Origin of the sequence: Paenibacillus glycanilyticus NBRC 16618, from assembly GCF_004000805.1 — a bacterium.
Taxonomy (GTDB): Bacteria; Bacillota; Bacilli; order Paenibacillales; family Paenibacillaceae; genus Pristimantibacillus; species Pristimantibacillus glycanilyticus.
Window position 1 is genome coordinate 14,205 of record NZ_BILY01000032.1, and the last position, 23,133, is coordinate 37,337.

23 protein-coding genes are annotated in these 23,133 nt (G+C 45.3%); 4 read left to right on the top strand and 19 right to left on the bottom strand.

What is annotated here, in order from left to right; genetic code table 11:
* Positions 1-154: 154 nt before the first annotated feature.
* The 3 genes from PGL01S_RS22105 to PGL01S_RS22115 form a co-directional block, all read right to left on the bottom strand.
* Entirely contained in the window at positions 155-1,045 is an 891-nt protein-coding gene (locus tag PGL01S_RS22105; protein WP_127496743.1) for a MetQ/NlpA family ABC transporter substrate-binding protein, read from the bottom strand.
* A gap of 77 nt (positions 1,046-1,122) precedes the next feature.
* Positions 1,123-1,791: a methionine ABC transporter permease gene (locus PGL01S_RS22110; RefSeq protein WP_127496744.1), complete on the bottom strand. Its 669-nt coding sequence runs from the start codon at positions 1,789-1,791 to the stop codon at positions 1,123-1,125.
* Positions 1,788-2,573, bottom strand: coding sequence for a methionine ABC transporter ATP-binding protein (locus PGL01S_RS22115; RefSeq protein WP_127496745.1), 786 nt, complete (start codon positions 2,571-2,573; stop codon positions 1,788-1,790). The genes PGL01S_RS22110 and PGL01S_RS22115 overlap by 4 nt, the downstream gene beginning before the upstream one ends.
* Positions 2,574-2,806: 233 nt before the next feature.
* Here PGL01S_RS22115 and PGL01S_RS22120 point away from each other — a divergent pair, with 233 nt between their 5' ends.
* Complete coding sequence (locus tag PGL01S_RS22120; RefSeq protein ID WP_127496746.1) at positions 2,807-4,138, top strand: LLM class flavin-dependent oxidoreductase; 1,332 nt, start codon at positions 2,807-2,809, stop codon at positions 4,136-4,138.
* Between the two features lie 184 nt (positions 4,139-4,322).
* On the opposite strand, the gene PGL01S_RS22125 is transcribed toward PGL01S_RS22120, so the two are convergent.
* From PGL01S_RS22125 to PGL01S_RS22155, 7 genes are all read right to left on the bottom strand, one after another.
* On the bottom strand, positions 4,323-4,598 hold the full coding sequence (locus PGL01S_RS22125; protein ID WP_127496747.1) for a recombinase family protein: 276 nt from the start codon (positions 4,596-4,598) through the stop codon (positions 4,323-4,325).
* 111 nt (positions 4,599-4,709) lie between these two features.
* Positions 4,710-5,699 carry an aldo/keto reductase gene (locus PGL01S_RS22130; protein ID WP_127496748.1) on the bottom strand — a complete coding sequence of 330 codons (990 nt, stop codon included), beginning with the start codon at positions 5,697-5,699 and terminating at the stop codon, positions 4,710-4,712.
* 104 nt (positions 5,700-5,803) lie between these two features.
* Positions 5,804-6,622 carry an AraC family transcriptional regulator gene (locus PGL01S_RS22135; protein WP_127496749.1) on the bottom strand — a complete coding sequence of 273 codons (819 nt, stop codon included), beginning with the start codon at positions 6,620-6,622 and terminating at the stop codon, positions 5,804-5,806.
* A gap of 286 nt (positions 6,623-6,908) precedes the next feature.
* Positions 6,909-7,571, bottom strand: a complete 663-nt coding sequence (locus PGL01S_RS22140) for an NAD(P)H-dependent oxidoreductase (protein ID WP_127496750.1) — start codon at positions 7,569-7,571, stop codon at positions 6,909-6,911.
* 33 nt (positions 7,572-7,604) lie between these two features.
* Positions 7,605-9,029 (bottom strand): MFS transporter, encoded by a 1,425-nt coding sequence (locus PGL01S_RS22145; protein WP_127496751.1) that lies wholly within the window; start codon positions 9,027-9,029, stop codon positions 7,605-7,607.
* Between the two features lie 19 nt (positions 9,030-9,048).
* Positions 9,049-9,762: a DsbA family oxidoreductase gene (locus PGL01S_RS22150; protein WP_127496752.1), complete on the bottom strand. Its 714-nt coding sequence runs from the start codon at positions 9,760-9,762 to the stop codon at positions 9,049-9,051.
* A 94-nt stretch (positions 9,763-9,856) separates the two neighbouring features.
* Entirely contained in the window at positions 9,857-11,008 is a 1,152-nt protein-coding gene (locus PGL01S_RS22155; RefSeq protein WP_127496753.1) for a Gfo/Idh/MocA family protein, read from the bottom strand.
* Positions 11,009-11,201: 193 nt separating this feature from the next.
* Between PGL01S_RS22155 and PGL01S_RS22160 the strand changes: the two genes are divergently transcribed.
* Positions 11,202-11,822: a TetR/AcrR family transcriptional regulator gene (locus tag PGL01S_RS22160; RefSeq protein WP_127496754.1), complete on the top strand. Its 621-nt coding sequence runs from the start codon at positions 11,202-11,204 to the stop codon at positions 11,820-11,822.
* Between the two features lie 168 nt (positions 11,823-11,990).
* On the opposite strand, the gene PGL01S_RS22165 is transcribed toward PGL01S_RS22160, so the two are convergent.
* The 4 genes from PGL01S_RS22165 to PGL01S_RS22180 form a co-directional block, all read right to left on the bottom strand.
* Positions 11,991-12,626, bottom strand: a complete 636-nt coding sequence (locus PGL01S_RS22165) for an HAD family hydrolase (RefSeq protein WP_127496755.1) — start codon at positions 12,624-12,626, stop codon at positions 11,991-11,993.
* A 139-nt stretch (positions 12,627-12,765) separates the two neighbouring features.
* Positions 12,766-13,461: an HAD family hydrolase gene (locus PGL01S_RS22170; protein WP_164775561.1), complete on the bottom strand. Its 696-nt coding sequence runs from the start codon at positions 13,459-13,461 to the stop codon at positions 12,766-12,768.
* A gap of 180 nt (positions 13,462-13,641) precedes the next feature.
* On the bottom strand, positions 13,642-15,048 hold the full coding sequence (gene hemG / locus PGL01S_RS22175; protein ID WP_127496757.1) for a protoporphyrinogen oxidase: 1,407 nt from the start codon (positions 15,046-15,048) through the stop codon (positions 13,642-13,644).
* A 678-nt stretch (positions 15,049-15,726) separates the two neighbouring features.
* Positions 15,727-16,272 (bottom strand): TetR/AcrR family transcriptional regulator, encoded by a 546-nt coding sequence (locus tag PGL01S_RS22180; RefSeq protein WP_127496758.1) that lies wholly within the window; start codon positions 16,270-16,272, stop codon positions 15,727-15,729.
* A gap of 247 nt (positions 16,273-16,519) precedes the next feature.
* On the opposite strand from PGL01S_RS22180, the gene PGL01S_RS22185 reads away from it, so the two are divergent.
* A complete protein-coding gene (locus PGL01S_RS22185; RefSeq protein ID WP_218032378.1) occupies positions 16,520-17,449 on the top strand; it encodes an alpha/beta hydrolase in 930 nt (309 codons plus the stop codon).
* Positions 17,450-17,917: 468 nt separating this feature from the next.
* Positions 17,918-19,189: an IS110 family RNA-guided transposase gene (locus PGL01S_RS22190; RefSeq protein ID WP_127496759.1), complete on the top strand. Its 1,272-nt coding sequence runs from the start codon at positions 17,918-17,920 to the stop codon at positions 19,187-19,189.
* A 402-nt stretch (positions 19,190-19,591) separates the two neighbouring features.
* On the opposite strand, the gene PGL01S_RS22195 is transcribed toward PGL01S_RS22190, so the two are convergent.
* The 5 genes from PGL01S_RS22195 to PGL01S_RS22220 all read right to left on the bottom strand — a co-directional run bounded on the left by PGL01S_RS22195 (position 19,592) and on the right by PGL01S_RS22220 (position 23,131).
* A complete protein-coding gene (locus PGL01S_RS22195) occupies positions 19,592-20,050 on the bottom strand; it encodes an NUDIX domain-containing protein (protein WP_127496760.1) in 459 nt (152 codons plus the stop codon).
* A gap of 317 nt (positions 20,051-20,367) precedes the next feature.
* Positions 20,368-20,715, bottom strand: a complete 348-nt coding sequence (locus PGL01S_RS22205; RefSeq protein ID WP_127496762.1) for a hypothetical protein — start codon at positions 20,713-20,715, stop codon at positions 20,368-20,370.
* Between the two features lie 198 nt (positions 20,716-20,913).
* On the bottom strand, positions 20,914-21,414 hold the full coding sequence (locus PGL01S_RS22210) for a hypothetical protein (RefSeq protein WP_127496763.1): 501 nt from the start codon (positions 21,412-21,414) through the stop codon (positions 20,914-20,916).
* A 137-nt stretch (positions 21,415-21,551) separates the two neighbouring features.
* Positions 21,552-22,034: a UPF0158 family protein gene (locus PGL01S_RS22215; RefSeq protein ID WP_244935706.1), complete on the bottom strand. Its 483-nt coding sequence runs from the start codon at positions 22,032-22,034 to the stop codon at positions 21,552-21,554.
* A gap of 113 nt (positions 22,035-22,147) precedes the next feature.
* Positions 22,148-23,131: a DUF4303 domain-containing protein gene (locus tag PGL01S_RS22220; RefSeq protein WP_127496764.1), complete on the bottom strand. Its 984-nt coding sequence runs from the start codon at positions 23,129-23,131 to the stop codon at positions 22,148-22,150.
* Between the last annotated feature and the right edge of the window lie 2 nt (positions 23,132-23,133).

Consider the following 23,133-nt stretch of genomic DNA (forward strand, 5'->3'; position numbering starts at 1 on the left):
ATCACAAAGAAGCTCACCTATCCTTCTTGGATTCAAACGCCGTACCCTACTTGAAACAGACACAAAAAAACGCAGCCCTTATCAGGTTGCGTTACAGACTGTCGAGAAAAGTCTCGACAGTCATCTTTATTCCTACAATATTACTATTATTTGCTTAGAACGCAGGAACAACCGCTACTCCGTATTTGTCTTCAATAAACTTCTTCACTTCCGGTGTTGTTAACGCGGCGTTTAACTTCTTAATCTCATCCCGGTTTTCGTCACCGCTTCTTACAACGATGACATTCGCGTACGGAGAATTTGCATCTTCCCTGAACAATGCGCTCTGCGGATCGATCTTGGCCTCCAAAACCAAGTTTGTATTAATAATCGCTCCGTCCAGATCCGGCAGAGATCTTGGCAATGTAGCGGAATCCGCTTCTACGAACTTGAGTTTTTTCGGATTGTCGATGATATCCTTCGGTGTTGCCTCGTAAGTCGTCAGTCCGTCTTTGAGCTTGATCAGACCCTGCTGCTGCAGGAGAACGAGAGCACGATATTCATTGGACGGATTGTTAGGAATGCCGATTGTTGCTCCCTCTTTGATTTCGTCCTTGGATTTGAGCTTGCTCGAGTAGAAGCCGATCGGCTCCACGTGCACTTTCGTCGTTACGACGAAGTCGTAGCCCTTCTCGTCTTTGACGGAATCCAGATAAGGAACGTGTTGGAAGTAGTTGGCGTCGATCTGCTTCTCCTGCAAGGCCGGATTCAACTGCCCTTCATCGTCGAGTACTTCGATCTCCAGATTAACGCCTTCCTCTTTAAGCTTAGGCTTGATGAATTCTAAAATTTCGGCATGAGGCACGGCTGCCGCTCCCACTTTTAACGTGACTTCTTTAACCGGCTCGGAGGCGGACGAAGACGGACTGTCGCTCGGATTCTGATTAGCGGAGGCTTGCGGAGAACTATTGCCGGAGGACCCGTTGTTATTCGAACCGCAAGCAGCGGCAATCAGACTCACAACAAACAGGAAGGCAACAAGGACGGCCATTCTTTTCTTAGACATTTTCTCTCTCCTACTTTCCATTTTTATATTTGTAATAGTATTAAACTATCAAGTCGCTCTTCCCTGGCAAACCAGGATTATTCAAGCTTATAACGCCTGTTGTGAATGGACTTCGCTATCCCATCGCCGGTCAACTGAATGGCTTGAATCAGGAGTATGATAACCAAAACGGTTGCGAACATAATATCCTCCCTGAATCGTTGGTAGCCGAAGCGAATCGCTAGACTTCCTAGTCCGCCAGCTCCAATAGCTCCGGCAACCGCCGTTAATTCGGTGATTCCGATGATGGCAATCGTTACGCCTCGCACAAGCGCAGGCAGCGCTTCGGGTATGAGAACCCGGAAGATGATCGTAACGGGCGAAGCACCGACTGCGATCGCCGCTTCAATCTTCCCCGCGCCCACTTCCTTCAACGAATTTTCCACAATTCGTCCCAGGAAAGGAGCAGCACCGATCGATAACGCAACGATAGCCGCGGTTGGACCAAGCGACGTTCCTACGATTAGGCGCGCTAGGGGAAGCAACAGCACGATCAGGATAATAAACGGAATCGACCGGATGCCGTTGATGAGGAAGCTTATCACCTTGTTGACATGCACGGACTGTAAGACATGTCCTTTATCTGTTACGACAAGCAGAATACCAAGGGCCATTCCCAATAGAAGAGCGAAGAAGGATGACCAGGCCACCATATAGAGAGTCTCTCGTAGAGCTTTCCACAGGAGCTCGAATAAATCGTTTTTCAAATTCCCTCCCCCAATCCTTCAATCAGGCCTCTTCTATTACGATACTGCTCCAGAACGCCTACGAATTTCCGTGCGGTATCGCTCTCCGGATTCAGGAACAATTTGGCGACCGGACCGGTCTCCACGATTCTCCCATTCTCGATAACGGCCATGCTATCGCATATATGCTGGAGGACTTCCAACTCGTGAGTAATGAGCACGATCGTCAGCTTCAACTGGCGGTTAATATCCTTTAGCAGTTCCAGAATGGAATAGGTCGTCTCCGGATCGAGAGCCGAAGTCGCTTCATCGCTTAGAAGTACATCCGGATCATTCGCGAGCGCGCGGGCTATGCCAACCCTCTGCTTCTGCCCCCCGCTAAGTTGTGCAGGGTATGTCCCTTCCTTGTCGGACAGCTTAACCAAGTCAAGAATCTCCCGGACACGCTGCCGAATTCGTTCTCTCGGATGACCTGCGACCACGAGCGGAAACGCAACATTCTGATACACGGTTTTACCGTCCAGCAGATTAAAATGTTGAAAAATCATGCCGATCTTCTGCCGTGCCTTGCGTAGTTTACGACCATTCAATTGCGTAATATCGTCGCCTCCGATCCAGATACGCCCCGAATCCGGTTCCTCCAGTCGGTTCATACACCGGATCAGCGTGGATTTACCGGCTCCGCTAACCCCGATAACCCCGAAGATTTCCCCAGTGGCTATCTGTAAATCGATGCGGTCCAGCGCTGAGACACTTCCTTTTGTCGTCAGATAGGTTTTGCTCAGTTGCTCCACGAGAATCAAATCGTCACCTCCTCATACAAATAAAAAAAACTAAGCCCTTCCCCCTTCATTTGAAGGACGAGTACTTAGTTTCCAGACATCTGGTCAACTTAATGATCCCCTATTAAATTCTTATTATTCCGATATGCTTTAACTAATTTAATTCATTTTCCACGAGGTGTCAATATCTTCCCAAAAAGGAAACCTTTAATTATACTATTCACATGAAAATACTTATGTTTAGGGGGCATATCATGAGTAGTGCAACACGCCAAATGAAACTGTCGGCTTATCTGGTCGGCACCGGAATGCATGTCGCCTCATGGAGACTACCGCAAGCACACGCCGGTGCCAGCATTGACATCGATTACTACAAGAAGCTTGTAAGAACTGCCGAAAAAGGGAAATTCGATATCGCATTTCTTGCAGACAGCCTAGCGATCAACGAAGTCTCTCATCCCAACATTCTTAACCGTTACGAGCCGATTACCCTTATCGCCGCTTTGGCGGCCAGTACGGAGCAAATCGGCATTGTCGCCACAGCATCTACCTCCTACATCGAGCCGTTCAACCTCGCTCGCCTGTTGATGTCCGTCGATCATATTAGCAAGGGCCGGGCTGGCTGGAATATCGTCACGACCCGCGATTTATCAGGGAACACTGCGAGAAATTTCGGTGCCGAGGATCATCTTGAGCATGGATTCCGCTATCGAAGGGCCAGTGAGTTCCTGGACGTGGTGCTGGGTCTGTGGGATAGCTGGGAGGATAATGCTTTTATTCACGACAAGGAGGGCGGAGTTTTCTTTGATCGCAACAAGCTTCATCGGCTCCAGCACAAGGGAGAGTTCTTCTCGGTAGAAGGTCCTCTGAATATCGGCCGTTCCCCCCAAGGACGCCCCGTACTCGTTCAAGCCGGTGTCTCCGATTCCGGGCAAGAGCTCTCTTCCCGGGTAGGCGAAGTCATCTTCTCCATCAAGTACGACTTCGATGATGCGAAGTCGTATTATGATACCTTCAAGAACAAAGTGGCTGCCGCCGGACGGAACCCGGATCAAGTTCATATTCTGCAAGGCATCTCTCCTATTATCGGTTCAACGGAAGAAGAAGCGAGAGAGAAGAGAAGCCGGCTAGAGTCCCTCATTCCCGAAGAGACCGGTATCGGTTTTCTATCCGATTATTTCCAAGGCTTCGTCGATTTCACCGGCTTTACCCTAGAAGACCGGGCCAAGGATGCCGGACTGGATCGCCTCCCGATGACCAAAACCGACTATTTGAAGCATCAGCCGATTATTTCCCGGATAAATCCGACGCTTCGCGAGGTTTACTCCCTGCTCACCGGATCGTTCAGCAGCGACCATCTGGTTGGTACCCCGGAGAAGATTGCCGACACTTTAGAGTATTGGTTCCGAAACCGCGCTGCTGACGGCTTTATGCTGATGGCGCCTTCGTTACCTGACGGATTAGAGGATTTCGTCGAGCAAGTCGTGCCTATTTTGCAGAAGCGAGGCTTGTTCCGGTTGGATTACACCGGCGCTACCTTGAGGGAGCATCTTGACCTGCCGTTTCCGGCTAACCGTTATACTTGATCTCTAATTATTGGCGCTGTTCCTCCCAGTACTTAAAGCAAGACAGCAGCTGATCTGTTGAATAGCTACCGTCTTGCTTTTCTGAAAAACGTTCTCGCAAGCAAAAAAAGCAACCGGTAATGTACCGGTTGCCGCCTAATTAAGCTAAAAATTCACCTATAGCTTTATGGAATTCTCCTCTAATTTAACTAAACATCGATATTAATTTAACACCATTTTTATTTAGCGTCTTCTTAAATTCATCAAGCATTTTTACCTCTTTTGAAATTCGTGATACCTTAGTTACAATTACTGCGTCTAATTTGGGAAGTTTATCATAAATACCTGCGTAATTATCCTCAAAAATCTGATGCCAATAGGCAACCTTAATATTCTCGGATTGAGCAAAAGAAGTAATGCTAAGTCTTTGTTCTTCAGCGCTTTCAAAGCTAGAATCTCTTAGTATAGCCATAGCTTTCATATGGATAATACTCCTTTTCAAATCTATGTTTGTTACTATTATCGGCAATTATCGAGAAATTCCCAATAAAAAAAGCAGCCTATTAAATATCGCTGCTTAAGAGTTTTTCGCTTATTTTAAAATGTACTCGATCCGATCCAACTCGTCTTGAGAAAACGATGCATTCGCGAGTGCGCCAACGGCATCTTCTATCTGTTCTACTTTGCTGGCGCCTATTAACGCAGAAGTGACCCGGCCGCCGCGCAGAACCCAGGCTAATGCCATCTGGGACAGTTTCTGGCCTCTTTCCAATGCTAATTTGTTCAATTCTTTGACTTTTGCAAGACGCGTCTCGCTAATATCCTCGGGACGTAAGAATACGCTTGGTCCCGCTGCACGAGAGTCAGAAGTAATGCCATTCAAATACCGGTCGGTTAGAATTCCTTTCTCAAGCGGCGAGAATACGATCGATCCGATTCCCTCTTCATCGAGAACTTCCTGCAGGCCATCCTCTATCCACCTTGACATCATGGAGTAATTCGGCTGATGGATCACGCACGGAGTGCCCAATTGCTTCAAGATGCGGGACGCTTCTCGAGTTTGTTCCGGTCGATAGTTGGAGATCCCCACATACAGCGCCTTACCTTGACGGACGATCATATCCAGCGCAGCCATCGTTTCCTCTAGAGGTGTATCCGGATCAGGACGGTGATGATAGAAAATATCAACATAATCAACCCCCATCCGCTTCAAGCTCTGATCCAGGCTCGATACGAGGCTTTTCTTGGAGCCCCATTCCCCATAAGGTCCAGGCCACATGTAATATCCCGCTTTCGTCGAGATGATCAACTCGTCCCGGTAAGGTCTCAAATCATCCTTCAACATACGGCCGAATGATTCTTCTGCGGATCCGGGCGGCGGCCCGTAATTGTTCGCCAGGTCAAAATGCGTAATGCCCAGATCAAATGCCCTTCTAACCATCGCCCTGCCATTCTCATACTTATCGATTCCGCCAAAATTGTGCCATAGTCCAAGCGAGATCGCAGAGAGCTTCAATCCGCTCTTTCCGCAGCGGTTATATGTCATCGATTCGTATCTTTCTTGTCTTGCCGTATATAACATTCTTACAACCTCCTCTTAACGTATAGGCTCATTATAGTACGCCTGATTGGGACGGCCTATGTCCGCATGGAAGGTAAATATGGCATAATGTCTGAATTTATCTACTATCGATACAGCTTTGGAGGGACTCCTTTTAGCTTTTTAAACATTTTGGAGAACAGCAGTGCATCCTGATAACCTACCGAACGGGCAACCTCGCCTATCGAATATTCACCTTTACGCAGCAGATCCCCCGCCCGATCCATCCGGTAATTAAGCAAGTATTGCTGCGGGGGCAGTCCCATTGCCTCCTTAAAGAGGAATGACAAGTACTTGCGATCCAACCCAAGCGAGGCGGCCATCTGCTGAACCGTTATCGGCTCGCTGAAATGACTATGGATGAAATCCAAGCTGCGATGGATGTATGTATCTTGCTTGCGAGGCTGAACACCGCCATCAGCCGACGAAGGCTGCGAATCAATCAACACCGTAAGAAACTCAATCAGGAGCGAAGTCAATCTCAAGTCATGATTCCTGGGATGGTTCGCCGCTTCCAAAAGCAGTTCGTACAAATTGGGCATGAGCTGCTTATCCATAGGGAACACCGGCTCCTCTGATGTCAGCTTGGTTCGCTCCAGAACCTCTCCCACCTGTTCGCCGCGAAAGCCGATCCAAGAATAACTCCATGGATCGACAGCATCAGCCTGATAGGAAATCACTTTACCGGGGTAAGCCAGAAAAGCTTGGCCTGAAGTCAACTTAAACGTAGAACCGCCAACCTGCACAGTTCCGGTTCCCCGGTGTACAAAATGCACCTTATAATGGTCACGTATGCCAGGACCGAATGCATGGTTAGGAGAACAGTCTTCTTTCCCCCAATAAGATAAATAAAAATCCGGGTTATCTCGGGATGAACGATACGAATTATAATGAAAAGCCTTCAAAAAGTTGTCTCCTTCCCTTGCTGCAGATGTCCAGCATCAAGTGGTACCCAAGTTAAATCATTTATTCTTGTTAACATTAGTACCCATTTTCAAAAAAATTTCAACGTCACGATATTCGATCATTCATTTTCTCCTTATATCAACTGAATTTCCCTTTCTAGATTGTATAATAAAATACTAACACCCTATCACGTTATTAAACTAATCTGCCCTTCGCTTAATAAAAACAGGGAGCAGCTGCGACAGCAGTCTGATCCCTGGAAAATTCAACTCAGCTTTGCTGACGTTACAGAATCCATTCAGACACTTGCTCTATCGTTCTTCTTGTCTTCTCGCGCGGTTCTTTTGCCCGATAACCGAAAGCGACCATAACGCTTACTTCGTACTCATCTTCTCCGAGCAATCCTCGCTCTTCCAGAATTTCATGGATTCTATCAGGTATGAAGCCCTCGATCGGACAAGAATCGATTCCGATCATCGCAGCGGAAGTCATCATATTCCCTAGCGCAATATAAGTCTGCTTAGAAGCCCAAGCAGTCCTCGCTTGTTCGTTATCGAGATGAAAGGAATCGAAAAAATCGTGCCATGCTCCCACATTGTTTCGCACCATTTCAGCCGGGAATTTTTTTACTTTCGTCAGTTGTTCATAAATATAAGGAGATTCCGGGACAAGTCCTTTACGAGCAAGAATGACGACCATGTGACTTGCGGTTAGCAATTGATTATACGCGCCGTAAGCGTACGGCCGAAGTTCTTCCCTAAGCTCTGGATTTTGGATGATTAGAAATTTCCACGCTTCAAGCCCATTGGAGCTCGGCGATAACCTACCTGTTTCCAGGATAAACTGAAAATCTTCTTCGGTTATTTTTTTGGTTGGATCAAACACTTTTGTTGCATGTCTGAAATGATAAGCTTCCAGCACTTCTTTTTTTGTCGCGTTCTTATTCATATCGAATTCTCCTCGGTCTCGTTAACGATTTTTTTAGGCATGCCTTAATGCTTCCTTTTTCCTAATCAAGCCGAGTAAGGCCAGGAGCAAAGCGAATAATGCGAAGCAGCCGCCAACGACTAATGCGGTTTGAAATCCCGACAGCATGGCTTCGTTGGACGCTGGAGAGGTTGCCGAAGCGGTTACCGAGCTGGCGACCGTAGCCAGAATGGATAAGCCGAGACTGCCACCTAATTGCAGGAACGTATTTACGATGCCGCCTGCAACGCCGTGTTCTTCAGGTTTCACATCCCTCACGGAACCCACGATGATTGCCGTAAATCCTGCTGCCGTCGACAGACCCAATAGAATGAAGACCGGTATAATAAACGCGGCATAGACGCTGTCCATTGACATCGTGCTTAACCAGAATAAGCCGAGTGCATTAACAAGCTGCGAAACGATCAACAGCATTTTCGCTCCGAATATACGCATGAAGAAAGGCGTGATTTGGGTAGCTAGGACGGACGACAAGCCGAGCGGCAGAAAAGCCAAGCCCGTTACTAGCGAAGAATAACCAAGCGCATGAAAATACAATGTCGAGAAATAAATAAATGCGGTCATGAAGGAGTACATCAAAAATCCGATAATATTCGATGATACGAGCGAACCGATACGGAACAAGCGAAGCGGCATCAGCGGGTTTTGGGCATGTTTTTCAATAAAGACGAACCCGGTCAGAATAAGTGCTCCGACGATCAAGGTGCCGATTTTGGCAGTCGACCAGCTGCCGTCAACATCGGGCATGGACAACCCGTACACAAGAACAAAAATGCCTAGCAGCACGGCAATCGCGCCGGGCAAATCGATGGATAGTTTCTCCTTCTTCTCCGCTGGAGCTTCTTTAACAAACGTTAATCCTATAATGATGGCGATTCCGAGCGGAACGTTTAAGAAAAACAACGATCGCCAGCCGACCGAGTCCGTCAGCAGTCCCCCGACGATCGATCCCGCCGCGAAACCGCCCGAGCCCAACGCACCAAAGATGGCAAAAGCTTTATTCCGTTGCGCGCCTTCGGGAATCGACGTGCTAATGAGCGACATGGCCGCGGGAATGGACAGCGCCGCGCCAATCCCTTGTATCGCCCTGCTTGCGATGAGCCATACCGGATTCATTGCGAAGCCGCCGGCAAGAGAAGCCGCCGCAAAAATCGCTAATCCCAGCGTCAACACGCGTTTCCTCCCGATCAAATCGCTTGCGCGTCCACCGATAAGCAGAAAACAAGCAAAGGTAAGGACATAAGAAGTGACGATCCACTGTAAATGATTCGCATCCATATGAAGCGCCGATTGAATCGACGGAATAGCCACGGTCACTGTGGAAGAATTCATGACTTCTAAAAATTGCGAGAAACAAACTAATATCAATAACAACATATTCGCTTTGGAAATTCTGTCGCTCACGTAATTAACCCCCATCTTGTAGTATTCTCAGGACTTAGTTTTGCACCTTGCATGATCCGTCTAAGCAGGACGGCGCTTCCTGGTCGCCTATGACGGAATGAATTTGAATGGGATGCTCTTCCTCCCAAGCTTGCTGTAGAGCCTCGGTGAATACATCCTTCGTCTGCGCTCCGGAGATGGCGTATTTTCCGTTGATTAAGAAATAAGGGACGCCTCGAACGCCTAACTTTTGTGCTTTAAGCTCGTCTGCTCGAACTTCTGCGGCGTATTGCTCGCTTTCTAACATTGCCGCCGTCTCCGCGACGTCCAATCCCACTTCCCGCGCAATCGTCACAAGCGTATTTACGTCCCCGATATGCAAGGAATCAGTAAAATAAGCTTTGTACAACCGTTCCAATAATTCGTTCGTTTTTCCGAATTGCACCGAATAATGAAGCAGGCGGTGCGCGTCAAACGTGTTTGTGTGTATCGCAGTATCATAATGGAATGTGAGGCCTTCTAGCTCGGCCCGCTTTGTTATATCGTCATGGACGGCTTTCATATGAGCTCTCGTCGAACCGAATTTTTGGGCTGATAATCCATAAATATCATCGTTTGCGTTAATTGCCATGTGAGGATCAAGTTCAAAGCTTCGGTACACGATCTCCACCGAATCGCGATGCTCGAACTTCTCTAACCCTTCTTCGAACTTCCGCTTCCCGATATAACAGTACGGGCATACAATATCCGTCCAGATCTCTACCTTCATGTTTTCCTCCTGCTTTCTGGATGCATGCCGGATGAGGAGGAACGAAGATCATTCCACCGCCCATCCTCTCCGGTCGCATCATAAACGTTATAGTTTAGTGCGTGTTCGTGTTGTTGACTTGTTGCGTGACTCCGGTACGGGAGGCCCTCATGATCGTGTCATACAACTTATGGCGTTTGACGGCATGTGCGAAATCCGGCGTTTCATTCGTGCCATCGCGAAGATCTTTAGCCAGGCTGGCATAAAATTTTCCGATATTGCTCGCCCTTGCCGGTCCATCGGGAATCTCCGTAATATCTTCGGTATATTGGCTAGGAATGACAATCTCGCTGAGTGTCCGGTCTTCCCCTTTACCGCCTCTCAATTTCAGTTCGGTATTTTGCATATTTCCGTTGGTATCCGCAGTGATGACAAGCTCGCCTTCCGTGCCGATGATCTCCCAACGCAAATCGAAGTCCCGCGATGTTCCACTGCGGTATAAGGTCGTGGCCAATACGCCGCTCTCAAGCGTGCCGATTACGGCCATGTGATCCGGAGCCGTCACTTTTATTGTCGTTCCATCGTCAGCTATTTGAGCTTCGGGGTGACGAACCTCCAGCTTCGCGGACACGTTATCGTAATCACCGAGCACGTAATTCAGCCCATCGATGGCGTGAAGTCCTGCGGATGCCAACATGGTCGCGCCGGAGTTCACATCGTACGTATACGCGAATTTCCGGATCGTGACGGGTCCCCAGATCAAAGCCGTTCCGGATAGCGTAGTCGCGAGCACGTTGCCGATATAGCCTTGATGGATTAAATCGCGGGCATGTTGAATCGCCGGTGAATATCGCGCCTGCAGTCCGATAAACGTCCGAACGCCCGCTTCCTTGGCACGGTCCGCCAAGTCTTGCGCTTGTTCCGCGGACATAGCGAGCGGCCATTCGCTGTACACCATTTTACCCGCTTCGATCGCGGCGCGAGCGATATCGTAATGGTATTGCACGTTAATTGCGATCACGACAAGGTCGACTTCAGGATGATTGATCAGGTCCTGGTAATTATCGAAGCCCGGAACGTTAAACGCCTCGGATGCCGCAACCGCGGATTCGGGATTGCTTGTGCTCACCGCAGCCAGTTGAAAATCCGGCAAAGCTTGAACCGCCGGAATGTGCGCCGCGACAGCCCACCCTGGGTTGGACGGACTTGCACCGATAATACCTACACCGATTTTTTTATGATTGACTTGCTGTTGTTGATTCGACATTTTATTTCCTCCTCTAATCTAATTGGCGATCGCGGACCTCGGACACAACTCCCTACAATATTGACCCGCCTATACAAGATGGATAAGATATGTTCTAATAAGAGTTATTCGAGCGTCTAAGTGGACCGCAGTCCGCTTGCTAAACAATATAACCGGACCGCGGTCCGGTTGTCAACTGGATAATCATTTGGAAATGGGGGAAAAGCTAATGTTGGAACGAAACCTTCGCAAAGATGCGGAAGAACGTAGACAAATCATTTTAGAAAAAGCTGCTGCTTTGTTCGCGGAATATGGGGTCGAACATGTCAGCATGCGTCAGATCGCGCGGGAAGCCGGGGTCGGCCAAGGCACGATTTACCGAAGCTATACGAACAAAGGGGAATTGTGCTGGGATCTCATCGGTGAGAGCTGCATCCAGAACTATGATCGAATCCAATCTTTTTTAGGCGATCATGCTTCCAGCCCGATTAAAGATCGTTTGGAAACCGTGCTTCAGTATCATTTGGAATCTCTTGAGACGCATTCTCCCGTTCTGGCGGCCATACAGGCGAACAGTGGCGGCGATGAGCAGCAAAACGTCCCTTTTTATTCGGAGCATTACGAGTCCATCCATTCCGTTATCGTCCAATTATTGAACGAAATCGCAACAAATAATGAAAACCTCGTTCCTGATGCTGTTTTTATGGCGGATGCCATTATGGCAACACTACGCCCAGACGTTTATATCTTCCAAAGGCAGCATCGCGGATATTCACCGGAAGAGATTAAAAACAAACTCTTTCACGTGTTCATCGAGCCGCTATTCCACAAGTGATGAACAAGGTCGCATTCGAAACAAAAAGGGCCGCCTACTTAAAAGTAGGCGGCTCTGTTCGATGTGATGTCGGCCAAACATATTGACCTCGCATAGTTATAACGGGAAGTGCTAATTTTCTCCAGACTAGTTTACCTTTACTTCAACAAAACGCCCCTTGTGTTATTGTCAACTCAAGATGATATCCTTTAGTTCAATCAGAGTTCTGATTCGATAACTGGCTTTTGTGAAGTCATGTGTTTTTGTGAAGTCGTTATGTACAATAGCACAGTCGATACCAGCTGCCACGGCTGAGTTCAACCCTCTATTTGAATCCTCTACAACCAGAGTCTCTTCTTTGGTAGCTCCGAAACGCTTTAGTCCGGTCAAGTAAGGCTCCGGGTGAGGCTTGGTGCGCTCGTAGTCTTCGCGAACAAGGACGAATTCCATGAATTGTGTAATCTGACGATTTTCATGAATAAGTTGAAAATCCGCACGTTTTGAGGTTGTCACGATCGCCATGCGAACGTACTTTGACAGCTCAGCCAGAGTTTCAGCTACACCTTCAATCTCTATAGCTTCAGTTCTTAGATATTCCTGATAATAGAGGTTGCGAACCTCACGCTGGTTACTGATGATCTGTTCATCAATACCTGCCGCCCTAGCTTGGGACCAAGTGCCCAATGACTGAGTCATATCGCGAAGGTATTGATCTTTATCCAAAGTAAATCCTATATCAGCTAGAGCGCGTGCTCCCGCTTTGTAATACCAGAATTCCGTATCAACCAGAACACCATCATGATCGAAGAGTATGAACTTTTTCATTGCTTCGTTCTCCTTTGTCATACGGCAACCTTGGTGACCAAATATTTATATGATCCTCCAGCGTGCCAACTCTCTGTTCAAATCATTCTCTTTGAATCATCAACTAAAACTTTCCGTTAGTCGAGTCATTATTAGCTTGTCACAGCACCAATTTCTCGAGAGCAACAGCAACACCATCATTATCATTTGATTCAGTAATGTGTTTTGCACAATTTTTTAACTCCATTATTGCGTTTTCCATAGCAATCGGAAATCCACAGTTATGGAATAAACCTAAATCGTTAAAGTCATCCCCGAATACCATTATATTTTCTGCCCTCACCCCAATTTCATTAAGCACCCATTGCACGGCATCTTCCTTTGAGGCTGATTTGTGCATGATTTGAACCAATACACCTCCGTCGGTTGCGATTACATTCACATGGTCGCCGAATTGCTCGATAATATCTATCCATGCACTGTAACCATGAACCAATATTTTTGTTGGGGAAAGTGAACTTAAAAAATCCTTATCAACAACCAAAGGTTTAGGATCACTTGAACGGATACCGAAATGACGAAGTTCTGAGTCAGAAATTGGTGTACATGTATAGCATGAGTCATTGACCTCGTAATTAATTATCGATTGAGCTGCATGTAACTTGATGAAATGGTTAATCTGATGGCTAATCTCCAATTGATTGGCCGCTCTAGGCGGTCGTGCCGTGGCAACGATAATATGGATTCCAGAATCATAACACCGTTTAACAGCCTCGTAATTTCTAGGCGATATGGATTTGTCGCTGCCGAGCAGTGCTCCGTCCAGGTCTAATACAACTGCCTGTATGTCCGACATCTGCATCTCTCCTCAAATTAATTTTTCTAATAATAAGCTAATACCAGAAAAGATACTAGACTATTGTTGTTTAGCCAGTCGGTTAACGTAATAAAGCTGCAGCTGATTCTCCGATCTGCTGCAGCTTTTATGATTGAACTAATGTTCCCAGTTAGCTTGATCAACTATTATCTGATGCCCTTACTTATTGGTTGGGGAATAGCTTTCCTTCAACAAATCAATGATTTTTCTTGCCGAATCGGCCCCGTTCTTCATGCAGTCCGAGATCCCCGCGCCATAATAAGAGCATCCAGCAAGGATAATGCCTGGGAATACATCTGCCATGATGCTTTCAAGTGCATGGACGCTTCGCGGATGGGTAATCGAATAAATTGGCATTTGCCCGGACCAGTCGGTGATCTCGTTAACGACAGGTTCGGCGGTAATTCCAAGCCCCTTCTCAATATCGCTAAGCGCCACCTTTAGCAGTCCATCGTGATCCAGATCTTTTATTGAGGCGTACGAGGGATGGCTGCTTTTATAAAATAACCGGACGAGCAAATTTCCAGATTTAGACGTATGCTCCCATTTGCGACTTGTCCACGTGCAAGCGTTGCAGAACAATTCATCGGTCGTCGCGGTAATAAATCCCGTTCCATCGGCGGGGAGCACTGAATCGGGCACGTCAAAGCCGACATATACGCTGATGAGCGAGCTGCTTTTCAATCCCGAGAATTGCTCCGTAAGGCTCGAATCGTCAAGAATCGGTTCTGCTGCGGTATGCGGAATGCTTAGTACAACATAATCCGCTTCGATCATGTCCTGATTGTCTAAGTGCACGTGATACCGGCCATTGTCCTTATCAATTCTGCAGACTTTAGTGTTTAACAGCAATTCTTCGGTCAGACCAGCTTGAAAGGCGTCAATTAGTGAGCCCAGACCGTTTTTTAGCGAGAAAAACTTCTTCTCACCAATCCTAAACTTCTGCTTGTTTGTCTCTAGCCCTTTAATAATACTTCCGTATTGCTCCTTGTAGTCGATCAAGTAAGGTAGTGTTGAGGCAATTGTCAATTCGCTCAAATTCCCTGAATAGACCCCGGAAAGGACGGGAGCAATTTGCTTTTCGACAAGTTCGCTCCCGAGAAAATACTCCAGAAACGCGCCGACAGAATCGTCCTTCGTAAACGTCTCATTTTTCGTATAAAAATCTTTTAGCGCCGCAACTTTGCCTTCTGCCGAGACGAGCGTACTCTTGGCGAGAGACTCGATGCTTGCCGGAATACCGAACACCGCGTCGTCCGGAATCGGCTTCAGATGTCCACCAGCGTATATGAAGGAGCGCCCAGTCGCGTTATAGACCACGTCATCCTTCAAGCCCAGTTCTTCAATCACGCTCATGTCGTCTATTTTTCGCGCTACAATAGAATCCGCCCCGGTCTCCATCACGAATTGTTGATGCCTGACAGTTTGAATTTTACCGCCTAACTGTGCAGACGCTTCAATTAATAAAAGCCTGACCGCAGCTCCGGTTGCCTTCCTCCATTTGCGAAATTCATGCATGGCCGACAGCCCAGTAATGCCGCCACCAATCACAATAATTGTTTTCAAATTCAACACCTCATGGTTTAGTTCCCATTAGTTTAACATATCCACGCAGGTTTCTGGTATGATTGCCGTCACTATAACCCTAGTTTAATGGGTGATTGCTAACGGGTTAACCTTACGGTAGAAATCGTTATGGACTAATGGATGAATCGCAAGCATCTTCCACGTTAAGCTGCCCGTTCAACAATTGAGAAGAACGGTATGGTCCTATGCTGATATATCCATAAACGTATATATGCATTTATAGGCATTACAAAGACAAATAGATAATACAGTGCAATAAAAAAGCACCCAATTATGGGCGCTTTTTTATAACATGTTATAGCGTAAATGAAATAAGGTCACGATCCAGAACGATGTTACCATCTTGCGGTACATCTCCAGCTACTCCGAAATGGTTAACAATAACATTTGAAGTAGCTGAAAGGATCACAACTACTTCATAGTGATCGTTGACACCAGCGAGATTTGTATTGAAAAATCTTAGGGAACCGAAGTGGTGTGTTTCACCATAACTTGCTTTTTTAACTGAGTGTTCAATTTTTTCTTTATCGCGCTGGTCTTTATTACTCTCATAGCTGATGTATTAATTTTCATTGTTTTTGCGGTATCACTAGCAGATAAGCACTTTTAATAGAATTGAAAAACGCACTTCATTAAACCACCTGATCGTATGATCCCTTACAAATTCCTCTCAAACAATAATCCGAGTTGTTCAGCTAAGACATGATGCGGGATCGGCTTGTCATTAATAAACCACCACTCCACTACCCCTACGAATGCGGATGCTACAAACCTCACTATTACCTCATTTGTTAATCCCTTGTTCTTCCCCTTGGTGACGTCTACCTCTTGCTTAAATTGTTCAATAAGAAAGTCAAGGAATCGGGTGCGAAAATAAGGAGCACCTTTACTCGCTAGCATTAACGAGAAGAAAGAATAATTCTGTTCGAAATATTCGGTCCATAGAGGTGAACCGCTAAAATAGTCTAGATCTGCTCCCATTATGCAAATTTCCCGGAGTTCATTGATATGCGACTCAACAAGCTTATCGAGTAAATCATATTTGTCTAAGTAATGGAGGTAGATGGTCCCTCTACTCACATTCGCCCGGTCGGATATGTCTCGAATCGTAATGTCGTCGAAATTCTTTTCAGACATCAAATCTATAACCGCGTCCTTGATTGCTTCCTGCGTTTTACCTATTCTTCGATCCGTTTTAGACATAAGATTCACCAGCTTTCAAGAATTAATAAACAATATTTCAACCTGTGTTCACTAATAAACAAATTGCGCTGATCTAACAATTGTCGGTCTTCTGTATCCGAATATAATTATATACATGTTCAGAAATGAATCAATATTCATTAATGAACTACTGTTGATTTATGAAGAAGAGATTTGACGATGCAGGTCAGTCACCGGGCCTACGGAGTTATTGTAAAGATCAAACATAAAATTGGAGGAATTAAACATGCAAAATTATATGAAAACGGACGTCACTTTCGAGAGTGTGGGAATAAAAATCGCCGGCCATCTATACAGCCCAAAAGGAGAGGTTGACGTTCCTCGCCCTGCGATCGTAATCGGACATCCCGGCACCGCGGTAAAGGAACAGAGTGCTGGACTCTACGCGAAACGCCTTGCCGAAAAAGGACTCATCACACTTACCTTTGATGCAGCCTATCAGGGTGAAAGTGGAGGCGAGCCAAGGGGGCTCGAGGACCCTTATCATCGGGTAGAAGATTTTAAAGCCGCCGTCTCGTTTCTTAGCATACGCAACGATGTCGACCCGGAGCGCATCGGTGCACTTGGCATTTGCGCCTCTGGAGGTTACGTTATTCCGGCGACGGTTACCGACCATCGCATTAAGGCCGTTGCCACTGTTAGCGCGGCCGACATCCATCTTCAATTCCGTAAAGGAAGTGACGGGAAGCAGGACCCTGCCATTTTCAGGAGCATGCTCGATGCCGCGGTGCAGGCTCGAACATCGCAAGCCCGCGGAGAAGGAATCGGCGTGTTTCCGATCTTTCCTGAAACCGAAGATCAAGCTCGCGCAATGGGTGACCTGCACGCCTTCGAGGGATGGGAATACTACTGCACTGACCGCGCGCAGCATCAACGTTCGGCTAAGTTCTTTACATGGGATAGTGTAGACCGAATCGCCTATTTTGAGGCGTTCCGGTTCATTGATCAGATCTCTCCTCGTCCGCTCCTCATGATCGCAGGAAATCAAGCGGTCACATCGTGGATGACGACCGATGCCATTGCGAAAGCAAAAGAGCCAAAAGAACTGTTTTGGTTAGATGGCGCCACCCATGTTGATACTTACGACAAAGACGAGTACGTAACCACTGCGGTTTCGAAGCTCGCTGAGTTTTTCCGTACACATCTGTCTCATTGAGGCTTGGTTTAAGACAGATTTGCATGGTCCGAAGGGTATAATGCAAAAGGCATTACGATCATAAAGTTACGCTTGGATTGAATAAAGATAATTAGCCTTCGTCGTATTCGTTACGCTACCACCGGAGATTCCGAGAGATCTGTCCGCAAAGGTTTTTTCGTATCTTCTTTGTTTAGCCCCTTCCGCCGCGCCATGACCTTGCTTGTGCCCCGGAGGAAGGCAATTGCAATTGTTGTGAAGCACGGCGCAGTGATAAGTTCCTCCTAAACCTTTTAATTTAAAAAAATAGCGGTATTCTTGGACACAAATGTCCTAGAATGCCGCTGTATTATTAAACTAGCGTCCCCCGTTAGCATTCCTGTAGAGCGTTAATTACGAGCTTTGCAAAAAGAAAAGCGCCTCGGTACGATGGGAGTACGCAACGGGTCATAGCCCTTAAAATCCCATCATCCAGGAGGACGCTCTACTATGAAGTTTAAATCGCAGGACAAACAAAATCAACTCATTGAAAAAATTACCGCTCAACACCTTGTCGTCGGGATCGACATCGCCCAGCAAATGCATGTCGCTCGTGCCGTTAACTTTCGAGGCATCGCCCTCGGTAACCCACTTTCCTTCTCGAACGATGAAGAAGGATTTCAGAATCTTCTTCGTTGGATCCATTCGCTGCAAGCAGCACATAATCTTAACGCCGCAATCGTGGGCATGGAACCTACCGGCCATTACTGGCTTAACGTCTCGAGATGGCTCTCTGAGCGTCAATTCGAAGTCGTTCTCGTTAATCCTCATCTCGTGAAAAAGAATAAGGAAAACCGAGATAATACCCCTTCTAAAAGTGACAAAAAAGATGCGCTTGTCATTTCAGACATGGTCAAAAACGGCTATTACTCTTTCGTCCGTAACACACCTGAGGCCTTTGAAGAGCTGCGTGTTTATCTATCAAATTGCGACTCTGTCGTGACGAGACTCGTAAGTGCTAAAAACCAGATTCATCGCTGGGTAGATGTTGTTTTCCCCGAACTGCGACAGGTCTTTAAGTGCCTCATGTGCACCGGTTCGTTGGCTACACTTCGTCTGTTCCCTACACCTGATGAACTCTGCAAACTACAGCCTCACGACATCATAGAAGGTTGGAAAGTACTCATGAAACGCCATTCTGGTGAGCGAAAAGCTCGGACTCTCATCGCCCTTGCTAGCCGTTCTGTTGGCTCTAAACAAGCCACGCAAGCGTACAAGCTTCACTTGAAACAGCTGCTCGATGAGTACGACCTTGCTTGCCAGCAGCTTAAAACGGTAGAAGCGGAGATTATTGCTGTGTTGGATCGCATTCCGTTTGCTAAATCCATGCTTGCAATCAAAGGGATTAGTGCCATTTCATTAGCTGGTATTCTTGGTGAGGCGGGAGATTTAAGCGGCTTTGTTCATGGCAATGCGCTGTTGCGTCATGCCGGTCTCAACCTGGCAGAAGCAAGCTCGGGCAAATGGACCGGACAGATGAAGATTAGTAAGCGTGGACGATCTCGACTTCGACGTTTCATCTTCATGATGACCATGAGTTTAGTTGCAAACAACCCTGAATTCAAGGCCATACATGCGCACAATGTACAGGTGAAAAAGATGAAAAAAATGAGATCTCTTATGAAACTATGCGGTAAATTAGCTCGAGTTCTCGTTGGTATGGCCCGAAGCCGGGAAGATTACAATCCCCACAAAACAATGCCCACTCAGCTAGCTGCTTAATCATTATCTAACCGTTTCGTTGTACGAATTTTGGCTTATTCGCGGGATTTCAAAAGAAAGCACGGAGTACCGGATACATTGAACCAAAGGGCACTGACCCGTACCGTTAGCAAGACCGGCCTCCACCCCTTGGACAGGCGTAACGAAGGAATGAGAGGGCAAAGACCCGTTGAGACATGGGAGTGAAAACCTCCAGGGGCGGTGTGGAGAATGCGTGCAGTATTTGGAAGGATATGGGGTTTCGACCTCCCCCTCTATTTCCTTACGCATTCATAATGTCCTAGTCTACCAAAAGGGTTCTCTTACTATCTTTCTGCAATTCTGGCAAGGGTGAAATCCTGCGAATAAGCGAGCATTCGTGAGAAAACTAAATCGTACCGAGGGAGTTCATCGATTTAGTGTTTAAAATCTTAGTATATTTGTATTTCCATTTAGCAAATCTTCAAAGACAGGTTGTTGGACGCTATTTATTTGATCAAGTGAGATGTCGCTAATATTCCAGAACTGTAATTTCAATGATTCAAATTGATCATCCTGAAATATTATCGTATCTCCATCTTCTGATAAATACTCATTGTAATTAGTCCAAGCATTGAAAAGAAACATAACGAATACTACCTTGTTCCCGTCAGGATAGGTGTACTCCATTCTAGGGCCGCTATATACTGCGTAAAATTCACAATCCTTAACAGATAATCCGGTCTCCTCAATAACCTCTCGGATCATTGTCTCTTGAATAGTCTCACCTGGATTCATTCCTCCGCCCGGCAATCCCCAATCGCCGTAATCGGATCTTTGCTGTAATAAAATTCTACCTTTGCTATCTCTTATTATCGCTCCGCCAGTTACAACTATCCTCATTTGCCGATGACCTCGCTACTCACTAATATTGTAGTAAATCATGAATTCTTTTATGTACCCAGTGAACAATTTTGGTTAATTCTCTATCTAACGATTTGTTAATTATCTACTTATTAATTTCAATCTGTGCATTATAATAATTCCAAAAATATGCTTCATGGAAAGTTGCTTCTTCAACTGATCCATAGAGAAATGTTCCCTCTTTGAGCTGATAGTTATCCATCAAGATCTGTATATCACATTCCATATCATCCCACCTTAAAGGAGATTTTGAAGTAACGTTTCCCGTTAATTCAATAAATGTTTAATGAAACCAGTCAGGATGCTCTTCCTTGGTGATTAAAACCATCATAAGGGAATACCATGTCAATAAATTCGCCAGAATCTGCTTCTAGATTGATAGCTACACCGTCGATATGTATATACCAAGTTCTATTACCAGTGACTTTATTCCAAAACGTATCTTTATTCAATACACTCATCTCAACAATATTTGTGTTATAAGTTAAATCTAAATTTCGGTTTACTGTTTCAAGATACATTCTTGCTTTAGACGTAGCCTCATGTTCAGTAAGGATAGGTTCTTCAAAGCGATATAGCCCAAATATAATTAGCACTGCAATTAACAAAATGATTGAATAACCAACCTTTTTTATAACAACCATCCCCCTCGCTGAACTAAAAGTGAAATACGCTTCCAGTCACCAGAAGTTGCATATAACTGCCCACTAACTCAACGATATAAAGAGCAGCTGCCACGGCGGCAAACTGCTCTGGATCATTAAACTATATGTCACGATAGTTTAACTAAATCCCTTATATCCCGTTCATCAACAAAGCTGCAGAATGAAATTCGAGGAAGTTTAACTTAATTCCGCTATCTGTTTTATTTTGTTTATAGCTTTTAAGACAGCATTACGATTTTTAGCTATTTTCATCCAAATTGGAAGCCTGCTTTCTACACTTAAATAGTAAGGAGATGGTCCTCTTAATTCCGCTTCTACGTACTCTTCTAGATAACATAAATGTTCAATATTATACGCCCAAAGAGTATGTCCACAACAAGGTGCTTGTAAGTACAGAGGGTAACCAAAATACCAGTCATAATTCCCGCCTATATTAATAAAACCATCGCGCCAGGAATTTCCATAAGAAATAACGTTTTGGTTAAAACAGTTTTTACCTGGGATCTTTTCCTTCATCAGCCCACAAGACGTACAAATGAACCTCTTTATCGCATCTGTATAATAAGGTGCTTCAGGTGATATAACCTTAGATTTTTGGTTACAATTAGGACAGTGTACAGCAAATTCATATCCAAAACTCTCTAACATACGGTGTCTATTCTTAAATTGTTTTTTCATAACAACCCTACATTCAAATCGTTTTTGGCCTTTCATTTCTCCAGATTTGTTTTTATATATTATACAAATATTCCATGTTATCCTGCCGGTTAACGTAATGAAGCTGCCATCGCGGCAGCTTTCATTTTGGGTGTACTCTAATTTTGGAACTCAATATCATGTTTAATACACCATTCAATCACAAATTCCTTTATCTTGTTTTCCTTGTAGGTGTACCATTGCTTATCAATGCCAAGTTCTATTATTTTATCTTTAAATCTGCGAAATGCGCCCTTCCCGGTAATTGCTGCACTTAGCGCTTCATTGATATCTACATCTTGAACAGTCCTTATGAACTCTTCTATGAGTTCATATTCGTTGTAGTCGTTTTTTAATGTGAAGTCAGCAAATTTCCCTTGTTCATCTTCGAGTATGCAATTTGCTCTTTCAATGTTCTCTCTTTGCCATTCGGGAAAATTTTCAAGTGGCCGTTCATCTTCAGCAGCTCGAATTTCTTCTCTAGTTAACGTAATCACTTCACCTGTCGTAACATCTATATAAGTAAACGTATCCTCTAAACCAATTTCAATCTCCCCGACTAATTCATCCAAATTGACTGGTTTCTTTATCACTGAATTCATCTTCCCTGCTCATTTTTTTTTTGCATTACTATATCTGTTATTGAAGACTAAAACATACTCCTTCTGGTTCGGCAGAATTCTATTATTCAGTGTGATGCAGTGTAACCATCATCTTAACCATTCGGAAACCGTACAGGATCGATCGCAGTTAGTATTCTTTCTGTATTGCTAGCGTTCGAATCATTTGACTCTCGCTGACTTGCTAAAATAGTTAGAAGTCTTTGTATGTCATCTTCATCGGCTGCACCGATATCAATCAATATACTCTGACATATCCAAGGAGCTAGATTAACCTTCTCATCCGTTGAGGTGCTCTGATCATTTACGATTTTTTCAAGTAAAGTTACAACTGTTGGTACGGCCGGCTTCCCAATAGATACTAGCTGATCCTTGATATCAAAGTCATACCTAAACAGTTTCTTTAGCGCCATGACATGTTCTGTTCGGTTTTCTATCTTAAAATCGATATATGTTCGACACCAAAAGTCTACCTGTTCTTGTATCGGACGGCGCGATATATCGGCTTTAAATTCCTCATAGGCTTTAATTTCTGGATAGGCCTTGTAAAATTGCTCTTTCGATACCGTCTTATGAATAAAGGCATCCCATTCCTCATCATGTTCAACGACATAAGCTATAAAATCCTCCGTTTTGTTAAACAAATCGAAGGAGGAGGAGAGTTCATCAACAACTTCAATTAACATATCCATAAATTTCTTTATGTAACGGTTCCCTTCTTCACCTTCATCATCTCTATCCCAAAGCTGATCTAAGACGGCACCATATTGATTATTAAGATCCCATAATTCTTCGTTCTTAGCATCCTCGAACCGGAAATCCCCTACACTGTGCTTAAGGCCTCTAAAACCATATACCCGCTCGTCGGAATAATTTTTGTAACAATCAAAGGTTAAGGTGTGAGCCAGGCCATCGAGTGAATTCCACCGGACATAAATTCCACCGTATGTTGCTTCAGCATCTATAACGAAACTGTATACATTTTGATTCTCTGGTTTTTTTGCAAACTCCTCGATGGTATTCTGACAATGCTTTAATAGTGTTTGTTTGTAATGGTCGAAATCTATCGTATATTCCATTG

Bases quoted from the DNA above. Each gene is read 5' to 3' on its own strand.
- PGL01S_RS22215 (WP_244935706.1), bottom strand. From the start codon at position 22,034: ATGAATTCAGTGATAAAGAAACCAGTCAATTTGGATGAATTAGTCGGG.
- PGL01S_RS22155 (WP_127496753.1), bottom strand. From the start codon at position 11,008: ATGTCGAATCAACAACAGCAAGTCAATCATAAAAAAATCGGTGTAGGT.
- PGL01S_RS22130 (WP_127496748.1), bottom strand. From the start codon at position 5,699: ATGTTATATACGGCAAGACAAGAAAGATACGAATCGATGACATATAAC.
- PGL01S_RS22180 (WP_127496758.1), bottom strand. From the start codon at position 16,272: ATGTCTAAAACGGATCGAAGAATAGGTAAAACGCAGGAAGCAATCAAG.
- PGL01S_RS22210 (WP_127496763.1), bottom strand. From the start codon at position 21,414: ATGAAAAAACAATTTAAGAATAGACACCGTATGTTAGAGAGTTTTGGA.
- PGL01S_RS22145 (WP_127496751.1), bottom strand. From the start codon at position 9,029: ATGGGGGTTAATTACGTGAGCGACAGAATTTCCAAAGCGAATATGTTG.
- PGL01S_RS22220 (WP_127496764.1), bottom strand. From the start codon at position 23,131: ATGGAATATACGATAGATTTCGACCATTACAAACAAACACTATTAAAG.
- PGL01S_RS22185 (WP_218032378.1), top strand. From the start codon at position 16,520: ATGCAAAATTATATGAAAACGGACGTCACTTTCGAGAGTGTGGGAATA.
- PGL01S_RS22140 (WP_127496750.1), bottom strand. From the start codon at position 7,571: ATGAATAAGAACGCGACAAAAAAAGAAGTGCTGGAAGCTTATCATTTC.
- PGL01S_RS22170 (WP_164775561.1), bottom strand. From the start codon at position 13,461: ATGTCGGACATACAGGCAGTTGTATTAGACCTGGACGGAGCACTGCTC.
- PGL01S_RS22195 (WP_127496760.1), bottom strand. From the start codon at position 20,050: ATGAGGATAGTTGTAACTGGCGGAGCGATAATAAGAGATAGCAAAGGT.
- PGL01S_RS22160 (WP_127496754.1), top strand. From the start codon at position 11,202: ATGGGGGAAAAGCTAATGTTGGAACGAAACCTTCGCAAAGATGCGGAA.
- PGL01S_RS22205 (WP_127496762.1), bottom strand. From the start codon at position 20,715: ATGGTTGTTATAAAAAAGGTTGGTTATTCAATCATTTTGTTAATTGCA.
- PGL01S_RS22105 (WP_127496743.1), bottom strand. From the start codon at position 1,045: ATGTCTAAGAAAAGAATGGCCGTCCTTGTTGCCTTCCTGTTTGTTGTG.
- PGL01S_RS22120 (WP_127496746.1), top strand. From the start codon at position 2,807: ATGAGTAGTGCAACACGCCAAATGAAACTGTCGGCTTATCTGGTCGGC.
- PGL01S_RS22125 (WP_127496747.1), bottom strand. From the start codon at position 4,598: ATGAAAGCTATGGCTATACTAAGAGATTCTAGCTTTGAAAGCGCTGAA.
- PGL01S_RS22165 (WP_127496755.1), bottom strand. From the start codon at position 12,626: ATGAAAAAGTTCATACTCTTCGATCATGATGGTGTTCTGGTTGATACG.
- PGL01S_RS22150 (WP_127496752.1), bottom strand. From the start codon at position 9,762: ATGAAGGTAGAGATCTGGACGGATATTGTATGCCCGTACTGTTATATC.
- PGL01S_RS22190 (WP_127496759.1), top strand. From the start codon at position 17,918: ATGAAGTTTAAATCGCAGGACAAACAAAATCAACTCATTGAAAAAATT.